Source organism: Xanthomonas sp. SHU 199 (genome assembly GCF_000364665.1).
GTDB lineage: Bacteria > Pseudomonadota > Gammaproteobacteria > Xanthomonadales > Xanthomonadaceae > Xanthomonas_A > Xanthomonas_A sontii.
In genome coordinates this window covers 1-9,265 of the sequence record NZ_AQOI01000852.1, presented here as the reverse complement: position 1 = coordinate 9,265, position 9,265 = coordinate 1, and the positions used below count along the sequence as shown (strand labels likewise).

Genomic DNA, 9,265 nt, shown 5'->3' with positions numbered 1-9,265 from the left:
AATGATGCCAAAGGCGGGGTTTTTAGAGGTGCCCTTCAGTCGCGACGAGCGAAGTGCAGATCGCCACCGGCTTCGATAGCAGTCTGGGCTAAGTCCTTCCACCAGTGCACCAAACAACTCGCCGAGAATTTCTGTGGGAGCGACTCCAGAGCGGATCCAATGACGAGGGGGACCCGCTTCAGGAGCGGCTTCGGCCACGACAGACAGCATTGCTTGCCGTCTGATGGCGCAGCGCGTCGGGACTGAAGTCCCTCCCACATCGCGCATTCGTCAGACGCGCGATACTGCATGATGATGCCTCCGCCACCGCCGTGATGGGCGGAGGCGGCCCAATCGCTCGCGCTACAGCTTGGCGCGCTGCGCGCGCAGACCGTCGAGTTGCGCGCTCCAGTCGGCCAGGCGCTGGCGTTCCTGCTCGACTACCGCGGGCGGCACCTTGTCGGTGAACTTGCCCAGCTTGGCCTCGCTCTTGTCCTTCTCGGACGCGACACGGGCGATCTCCTTGTCCAGGCGCAGGCGTTCGGCATCCAGGTCGACCAGGCCTTCCAGCGGCACCAGCAGCGTCAGTTCGCCGACGATCGCGGTGGCCGCGGCCGGCGACGGCGCGCCGTCGTCCAGCCACTGGATGGACTCCAGCTTGAGCAGGAAGCGCAGCTGCGCGGCAAAACGTTCGATTCGCGCGCGGTCTTCTGCCTGGCCACCCTGCAGCAGCAGCGGCACCTGCCGCGACGGCGCCACCTGCAGTTCGCTGCGCACGCGGCGCAGCGCCGACACCATCGCCTTCAGCCATTCCACGTCGGCCGCGGCGCCGGCGTAGGCGGCCACGTCCATCGCCGCCGCCTCCGGATAGGGCTGCAGCGAGATGGTCGGTGCGGCGATGCCCAGGCGCGGCGCCACCTGCTGCCACAGCTCCTCGGTGAGGAACGGGGTCAGCGGGTGCAGCAGGCGCAGCAGGGTTTCCAGCACGTGCAGCAGGGTGTGGCGGGTGCTGTCGGCGGCGGCCGCGTCGTCGCCGCTCAGCGCCGGCTTGGCCAGTTCCAGGAACCAGTCGCAGAACTCGTTCCAGGCGAATTCGTACAGGCACTGCGCCAGCAGGTCGAAGCGATACGCGGCGAACTGCGCCTGCGCCTCGGCCGTGACCGCCTGCAGGCGCAGCAGGATCCACTTCTCGGCATCGGTGGCCGGTGCAAGCGAGGCTGAACCGGCATTCGAAGCGGTGTCCGCGTGGTTCGCCACTTGGGCGCGTGGCGACGCGTTCGTGATGGTCGCTGCTTCCACATCCTCCTGGCGCGTATTCATCAGCACGAAGCGGCTGGCATTCCACAGCTTGTTGCAGAAGTTCTTGTAGCCCTCGGCGCGGCCCAGGTCGAACTTGATATCGCGGCCGTGGCCGGCCAGTGCGGCGATGGTGAAGCGCAGTGCGTCTGCGCCGTGGGCGATGATGCCCTCGGGGAATTCCTTGCGCGTGGCCTTCTCGATCTTCTCGGCCATGCGCGGCTGCATCAGCCCGGTGGTGCGCTTGGCGACCAGGTCCTCGATGCTGATGCCGTCGATGATGTCCAGCGGATCGAGCACGTTGCCCTTGGACTTGGACATCTTCTGCCCGTCCTTGTCGCGGATCAGGCCGGTGATGTAGACGTCGCGGAACGGCACCTTGCCGGTGAAGCTGTCGGTGGCCATGATCATGCGCGCCACCCAGAAGAAGATGATGTCGAAGCCGGTGACCAGCACGCTCGACGGCAGGTAGCGGTCGAAGCCGCGCTCGGCCATCGCCTGCGGATCCGGCCAGCCCATGGTCGCGAACGGCCACAGCTGCGAGGAGAACCAGGTCTCCAGCACGTCGCTGTCCTGGTGCAGGGCGAGGTCGGCGCCGAGGCCGGCCTTGGCGCGTGCATCGGCCTCGTCGCGGCCGACATAGCAGTTGCCGGCGTCGTCGAACCAGGCCGGAATGCGATGGCCCCACCACAGCTGGCGGCTGATGCACCAGTCCTGGATGTTCTCCATCCAGTGACGGTAGGTGTTGATCCAGTTCGGTGGCACGAACTGGATCTGCCCGGACTCGACCAGTTCCAGGCCGCGCTTGGCCAGCGCATCCATCTTCACGAACCACTGGTCGGTCAGGTAGGGCTCGATCACCTGGCCGGTGCGATCGCCGCGCGGCACCTGCAGCTTGTGCGGCTTGGTCTCGACCAGGATGCCGAGGTCTTCGAGGTCGGCCAGCACGACCTTGCGCGCGTCGAAGCGGTCCAGACCGCGGTATTTTTCCGGGACGCTGTCGTTGAGCGCGGCGGTCTGCGTGAACAGGTTGATCATCGGCAACCCATGCCGCACGCCGACCTGGTAGTCGTTGAAGTCGTGCGCCGGCGTCACCTTGACCACGCCGGTGCCGAACGCGCGATCGACGTAGTCGTCGCCGATCACCGGCACGCGGCGGCCGGTCAGCGGCAGCGTCACGGTCTTGCCGATCAGGTGCGCGTAGCGCGCATCCTCCGGGTGCACCATCACCGCGGTATCGCCGAGCAGGGTTTCCGGGCGGGTGGTGGCGACCACCAGGTAGTCGCGGGTCTCGCGCAGGGTCTCGTTGCCGTCGGCGTCGTGCTCGACGTGTTCGTAGCTGGCGCCGTCGTCCAGTGTGTAGGCGATCGACCACAGGAAGCCGTCTTCCTCGACGTTCTCCACTTCCAGGTCGGAGATCGCGGTCTTCAGCACCGGGTCCCAGTTGACCAGGCGCTGGCCGCGGTAGATCAGGCCCTGTTCGTGCCAGCGCACGAAGGCCTCGATCACCGCCGCCGACGGCTGCGGATCCATGGTGAAGGTGCTGCGCGACCAGTCGGCCGAGGTGCCGAGGCGGCGCATCTGCCGCTCGATGGTGTCGCCGGAGTGCTGCTTCCACTCCCAGACCTTGGCGATGAAGCCGTCGCGGCCCAGCGAATCGCGGGTCTCGCCCTTGCCTTCCAGGGTCAGGTTGCGCGACACCACCATCTCGGTGGCGATGCCGGCGTGGTCGCTGCCGACCTGCCACAGCGTGTCGAAGCCGCGCATGCGGTGGTAGCGCACCAGTGCATCCATCAGCGTCTGCTGGAAGGCGTGGCCCATGTGCAGCGTGCCGGTCACGTTCGGCGGCGGCAGCAGCACCGTGTACGGCGCGCCTTTCCCGGACGGCGCGAAGTAACCGGACGCTTCCCATTGCGCGTACAGGCGCGATTCGAAGGAGGTGGGATCGTAGCTGGAGGCGAGGGTGGTCATGGGCTGGGAATCGGGAATCGGGAATGGGGAATCGATGGAGCGCAGAGCAGGGACCGCCTCAATGCGGCGCTTGGAGAAACGATTCCCGATTCTCCATTCCCGATTCTCCGCTTCATCACATATCGTGCTTGCTGACCGCGTAGCCCTGGGCCTTGTACTGCTTCCAGCGCTCGCGCAGCGGGTCGCGCGCGGATGGGTCGGCCGGCACCACTTCGAGGACGCGGTCGCAGGCGCCGAGGTAGGGCGCATCGCGCAGGTTGATCACCAGCGGCCGCTGCGGCGCGTCGACGCCGGGCGGGACGATCAGCACCTGCGCCTCTTCCTCGTCGGCATCGGCGTCGGCGATCTGGTGCGGGATGTAGGCGTCGGCATCGAACGCCCACAACAGCTCGTCCAGTTCCTCGGCCTGGGCCATGTCGCGCGCCAGCACCAGCGTCCACAGGTTGGCGTCGTTGGCCTTGCGCGCCAGTTCGCACACCAGCCGCAGCGGTTCGTTGAGGAACCGCGGCTTGGCGATCAGGTAGAAGTCGGCGCGCATCAGGGCTGGGAGTGGGGAATGGGGAATAGGGAGTGGGAACAGCGGGTGGCGGCGCGTGCGCCGCCTCCGGTTGGGTCAGACAGGGCGCTTTTCACGATTCCCGATTCCCGGTTCTCAATTCCCGGCCGCAACGCGGTCGAGCAACCACTGCGACAGCAGGCCCACCGGGCGGCCGGTGGCCATGCCGCGCTTGCCTTCGTCGCTGGCGACGCCGGCGATGTCCAGGTGCGCCCAGCGCTGGCCTTCGGTGAAGCGCGACAGGAAGCAGCCGGCGGTGATCGCGCCGGCCCAGCGGCCGCCGATGTTGTAGACGTCGGCGAAGCTGGAATCCAGCAGGCCCTGGTACTCGTCCCACAGCGGCAGGCGCCAGGCGCGGTCGAACACGTGCTCGCCGGCGGCCAGCAGTTCGGCGGCCAGGTCGTCGTGCTTGCTCATCAGGCCGGCGGTCTGGTGGCCGAGGGCGACCATGCACGCGCCGGTGAGGGTGGCCACGTCGATCAGCGCCGCCGGCTTGAAGCGTTCGGCGTAGGTCAGCGCATCGCACAGGATCAGGCGGCCCTCGGCGTCGGTGTTGCCGACCTCGATGGTCTTGCCGGACATGCTGGTGATCACGTCCGACGGGCGATAGGCGTTGCCGTCGATCGCGTTCTCCACCGCCGGCACCACCACCACCAGGTTCAGCGGCAGGCGCGCGGTCGCGGCGGCGACGAAGGTGCCGATGACGTTGGCGCCACCGCACATGTCGTACTTCATCTCCTCGATGCCGCCCTGGGTCTTCAGGTTGACGCCGCCGGTGTCGAAGGTGATGCCCTTGCCGACCAGCACGTAGGGCTGGGTGTCGCCGCCGCCATGCCACTTCAGCACCAGCAGCCGCGGGCGGTTGGCCGAGCCGCGCGCCACCGCCAGCAGCGAGCCCATGCCCAGTTCCTGCATCTGCGTCTCGTCGAGGATCTCGGCCTCGGCGCTGTCCACGCCCCGGGCGAAGGCGGCGGCGGTCTCGGCCAGGTAGGCCGGGGTGCACAGGTTCGGCGGCAGGTTGCCCAGTTCGCGGGCGAATTTCACGCCGGCGGCGATCGCCTCGCCCTGGGCCAGCGCGGTGGCGTCGTCGCCGTGCACGGCCAGGCGGGCGAGGCCGCTGTCGTCGGGCTTCTTCTTGCCGAGGGTGGCGGTGTAGCGGTAGCAGGCGTGGTCGCTGGCGATCACCGCCTGGCGGATCGCCCAGGCCTGGTCGCGGCCCTTGACCTCCAGCTCGCTCAGGGTCAGCAGCGCGCTGGCCGCCGGCCCGCTCTTGAGGGCGCGCGCGGCGTCGCCGACCGCCTTCAGGTACTGCGGCACGCCGAACTTGGCGGCGTCGCCCAGGCCCACCGTCAGCACGCGCGGCGCCTGCACGCCGGGCAGGTCGTGGAGCAGGGCGGTGGCGCCGGTCTTGCCGCTGACGTCGCCGCGCTCGGCCAGCGCGGTCAGGCGTCCGCCGCTGGCCGCGTCCAGGGCCTGGGCGGCCGGGGACAGGCGCTTGTCGGCGAACACGCCGACGACGATGCAGTCGAACGCCGCGGTGGCCGGGGCGTCGTGGTTCAGGGTGAATTCCAGGGCCATTGATCAGATTCCGTTGGCAAATCCGTACAATCGCGGACTCTTTACCCCCAGTCGGATAGGCTGGGGCAGCCGCGAACGAATCCGAGAGTTTAAATCAACCCACCCCCATGCCGAAGCTCGATCGATACCTGCTGCGCGATTTCGTCCAGAGCTTCTCGGCCACCCTGATCGTGCTGCTGGTGGTCAGCGTCGGTGGTGTGCTGGTGGACATCCTGGGCAACATCGCCGATGGCCGCATCCCGGCCAAGTTGTTGTTTTCACAGCTCGGCCTGCAGTTCGTGGTGTACCTGCCGCTGATCCTGCCGCTGGCGCTGATGCTGGGCCTGCTGCTGGCGCTGGCGCGGCTGTACCGCGACTCGGAAATGGCGGTGATCACCGCCATCGGCGTGGGCCCGCGGCGCCTGCTGCGGCCGATCCTGATGCTGGTGATCCCGGTGGTGACCCTGGTCGGCATGTGCTCGCTGTGGCTGGGCCCATGGGCCGACCGTACCTCCGACCGGCTGATCGACGAGGCCAACCACAGCCTGCTGATGGCCGGGCTGGAGGCCGGGCGCTTCACACCGCTGTCCGACGGCGGCATCGTCTACATCAGCACCCTGTCCGGGGACGGCACCAAGCTCAGCAAGGTGTTCATGCAGCGGCAGAAGGACGGCCGCCTGGACGTGGTCACCGCGCAGCGCGGCGCCATGTTCTTCGAGGGCAAGGCCGACCGCTACCTGCGCCTGGAGGACGGCTACCGGGTCGAGGGGCCGCTGGCCGGCGACGGGCTGGATTACCGGATGATGCGCTTCGTCAGCAACGACGTGGCGCTGCCCGACCGCAACGCCGCGCGCAAGGACGATGACCCCGAATTGCTGCCCACCGCCAAGCTGATCGGCGATCCGCGCCCGCAGGCCAATGCGCAGCTGCATGCGCGCCTGGCGCCGCCGCTGCTGGCGCTTGCCTTCGCGCTGCTGACCCTGCCGCTGTCGCGCAGCTCGCCGCGGCAGCAGCGCTATGGCCGGATCATGCTGGCGTTCCTGGCCTACCTGGTCGGCACCAACCTGATGTTCCTCGGCACCCAGTGGCTGAGCACCGAGAAGCTGCCGCGCGCGCTCGGCCTGTGGTGGCTGACCCTGCCGTTGCTGGCGTTGGCGGTGTGGATGTACCTGCGCGATGGCCGGCTGTCGCGGCCACGGAGGCAGCCGGCATGAGGCTGCGTCCGAACCTGCACGATGTGTACGTGGGCCGCGCCGTGCTCGGCACGGTGCTGCTGACCTGGGCGGTGCTGCTGGGCCTGGACGTGATCATGGCCCTGTCCAACGAGTTCAAGGTCATCGGCACCGGCAGCTACAGCCTGGGCCATGCCGCCGCGTTCGTGGCCTACACGGTGCCGCGCCGCGCCTACACCCTGTTCCCCACCGGCGCGGTGATCGGCGTGCTGATGGGCCTGGGCCAGCTTGCGGCCACCTCCGAACTGACCGCGCTGCGCGCGCTGGGCCTGTCGCGGCGCCGGCTGAGCCTGGCCGCGGCCTCGACCATGGCCGTGCTGACCGTGGTCATGGTGGTCAACGGCGAGACCCTGGCGCCATGGGCGCAGAACCAGGCCGACGCGATCAAGGCCAACGCCAAGTACAACGGCGACATGAGCATGGCGCGCTATTCCGGGCTGTGGGCGCGCGAGGGCAACACCTTCCTCAATGCCCAGGCCGGCGAAGAGCACCTGGAGGACGGCGGCGGCACCTGGCTGGAGCTGCGCGACGTGCGCCTGTACACGCTGGACGAGAGCGGCCGGCTGGCGTCGCTGACCCATGCCGCCATCGCCGAGCACCGGCACAACGGCTGGACGCTCAAGCAGGCCTACCGCGACACCTTCGCCGAACGCTCGGTGCAGCGCGAGAAGTTCGACAGCCTGCCGTGGCAATCGCAGCTGGACGCGGCGGCGCTGGCCTCGGGCCTGGCCAAGCCACGCAACCTGTCGGCGCGCGACCTGCACACCAGCATCGAGTACCGCCGCCGCAATGGCCTGGACGCGCGCGACTACGAGGACCAGTACTGGAGCCGCTGGTTCTATCCGCTGAATGTGCTGGCGCTGTGCTTCGCCGCGATCCCGTTCGCGTTCGGCGCGCTGCGCAGCGGCGGCATGGGCAAGCGTCTGTTCCTCGGCATCCTGTTCGCCCTGGTGTTCTGGCTGCTGCAGTTGTTCTTCGGCCGCATGGCCGGCGCCCTGAAGTTCGACTACCGCATCGCCTACGCCTTGCCGCCGCTGGTGATGCTGGCCGTGTCCTGGTTGCTGTTCCGCAAACGCAGCAGTTAGCGATGCGGCGTCCGAGCACCACTGGCCTGGTGTTCTGCCTGTTGTATGCGGCGGTGATCGTTGGCTGCCGCTGGATGGCGAGCAATCTGCAGGTCGATGGCCATCTCCAGGCAGGGTTGCGGCAACTGCCGTTCGTTCCAATCACCCTTCCGCTGGCGATGCTCGACCTGTTGCCGTGGTTGGAACGGTTGCCGAGGGTCGTCGCATACGCGCTGGTGCTGCTGCCCATGTTCTGGGCGAGCTACTGGCTGGGTCGGTCCTTGGAGCGGTGGATTGGTGGTTTGGTCGCCTCGCGCAGGGCCGCATCGGCGCGCAGGCATGCTGATGGGGGGTGATGCTGTTCGGCGTTCTCGCCAGTGCTTGCCGATCGGCGTCGATGTCGTGCTGGATTCGCCATGCGCGCTTCCGTTCGACGATGCGTCCAACGACATGAGATAGGTGCCGCTGGCCCTGTCGTGCCGCGCCGCAGTGGTCCCGATGTGGCAGGAGTGGTCGGCGCGCCGCCGCGCGCCTGTGTGCTGCGGTCAGGGCTTGGCTTTGGGCAATCGTGTCAGATAGGTGCCGCTGGCCCTGTCGTGCCACGTCAACCGCTCCCGATCAAAAAGCGCCCACCAGAACCCCAGCCCGCCCAGTAACAACGACACGGTACCGACCAGATAGCGCCGCCACAGCGCGCCCCAGCCTGGCGCGTTGCCGTCGGCGCCGTGCAGGCGCAGCCGCCATGGACGCATGCCCAGGGTCTGGCCGCCACGACGCCAGCTCAGCGTCGCGTACAGGCCGGCGACCACCCAGCAACACAGCCACAACAGCCACTGCAGGGCGCTGAAAGGAGCGATGTTCTCGCGCGGCGCATGGCCTTCCAGCGTGTAGCCGAGGGTGAACAGCGCCGAGACCACGAACCACAGCGCCAGTACCGGCCAGGCGTCGTAGAACAGTGCCAGCAGCCGCCACAGCAGCAGCGCGCGTGGACGGGGGGCGGAAGCGGAAGGCGGTGCGCTCATCGACACAGCTTAGAGCCAGTCGCACGCTTTGCGGTGGACTGCGTTGCGCGCGGCTCTGGTATGCGCAGCCCTGCTGCTCGTCCCGCCCACATCGACCTTGCGCCCCCCGGCAAAGCCGCTAGGCTTTCCCGATTCCCGATTCCCGATTCCCGATTCCCGATTCCCCAAATGCCCTCCCTGCATTCCCCCGCCGAACGCCGCCAGCAGACGCAACGGCTCGCGCCGCTGCGCGAGGCCGATGCGCTGGCGATCCAGCAGTTCCTGGATGCGGCCTGGGCCGAGCAGGGGTTGGCGCGGCAGAGCCTGGACAGCTACCGCCGCGACCTGGAGGGCTTCGCGCGTTGGCGCGACGGTGCCGGCGGCGGGTTGGCCGGTGCCGATCGACAGGCGCTGTTCGATTACCTGGCATGGCGTACCGAGCTGGGCTATTCGCCGCGCAGCAACGCCCGCTGGCTGTCGTCGCTGCGCGCGTTCTTCGCGCTGCGCGTGCGCCGCGGCGAGCGCAGCGACGACCCGACCGCGCTGCTGGAGCCGCCGCGGCTGCCGCGTTCGCTGCCCAAGGCACTGGCCGAAAGCCAGATCGATGCG

8 protein-coding genes are annotated in these 9,265 nt (G+C 68.5%); 4 read left to right on the top strand and 4 right to left on the bottom strand.

From position 1 onward, the window contains the following. Nucleotides 1-342: 342 nt before the first annotated feature. The 3 genes from D183_RS0123245 to D183_RS0123235 form a co-directional block, all read right to left on the bottom strand. Nucleotides 343-3,246 carry a valine--tRNA ligase gene (locus D183_RS0123245; protein WP_017911115.1) on the bottom strand — a complete coding sequence of 968 codons (2,904 nt, stop codon included), beginning with the start codon at nucleotides 3,244-3,246 and terminating at the stop codon, nucleotides 343-345. A 115-nt stretch (nucleotides 3,247-3,361) separates the two neighbouring features. After that, nucleotides 3,362-3,787: a DNA polymerase III subunit chi gene (locus D183_RS0123240; RefSeq protein WP_026144777.1), complete on the bottom strand. Its 426-nt coding sequence runs from the start codon at nucleotides 3,785-3,787 to the stop codon at nucleotides 3,362-3,364. A gap of 111 nt (nucleotides 3,788-3,898) precedes the next feature. Continuing rightward, nucleotides 3,899-5,380, bottom strand: coding sequence for a leucyl aminopeptidase (locus D183_RS0123235; RefSeq protein ID WP_017911113.1), 1,482 nt, complete (start codon nucleotides 5,378-5,380; stop codon nucleotides 3,899-3,901). A gap of 107 nt (nucleotides 5,381-5,487) precedes the next feature. On the opposite strand from D183_RS0123235, the gene lptF reads away from it, so the two are divergent. Genes lptF through D183_RS0123220 form a run of 3 tightly spaced genes read left to right on the top strand, consistent with a single transcriptional unit; the run spans nucleotide 5,488 to nucleotide 8,011 of the window. Continuing rightward, entirely contained in the window at nucleotides 5,488-6,573 is a 1,086-nt protein-coding gene (gene lptF, locus D183_RS0123230; protein ID WP_017911112.1) for an LPS export ABC transporter permease LptF, read from the top strand. Further along, nucleotides 6,570-7,676: an LPS export ABC transporter permease LptG gene (gene lptG / locus D183_RS0123225; protein ID WP_017911111.1), complete on the top strand. Its 1,107-nt coding sequence runs from the start codon at nucleotides 6,570-6,572 to the stop codon at nucleotides 7,674-7,676. Before lptF ends, lptG begins: the two co-directional genes overlap by 4 nt. Nucleotides 7,677-7,705: 29 nt before the next feature. Then, complete coding sequence (locus D183_RS0123220) at nucleotides 7,706-8,011, top strand: hypothetical protein (RefSeq protein WP_232757342.1); 306 nt, start codon at nucleotides 7,706-7,708, stop codon at nucleotides 8,009-8,011. Nucleotides 8,012-8,200: 189 nt separating this feature from the next. Here the strand turns inward: D183_RS0123220 and D183_RS0123215 are convergent, their stop codons facing one another. Beyond that, entirely contained in the window at nucleotides 8,201-8,677 is a 477-nt protein-coding gene (locus tag D183_RS0123215; RefSeq protein ID WP_017911109.1) for an RDD family protein, read from the bottom strand. A 168-nt stretch (nucleotides 8,678-8,845) separates the two neighbouring features. Between D183_RS0123215 and D183_RS0123210 the strand changes: the two genes are divergently transcribed. Further along, nucleotides 8,846-9,265 (top strand): site-specific integrase (locus tag D183_RS0123210; RefSeq protein WP_017911108.1); only part of this gene is annotated, 420 nt, incomplete at its 3' end.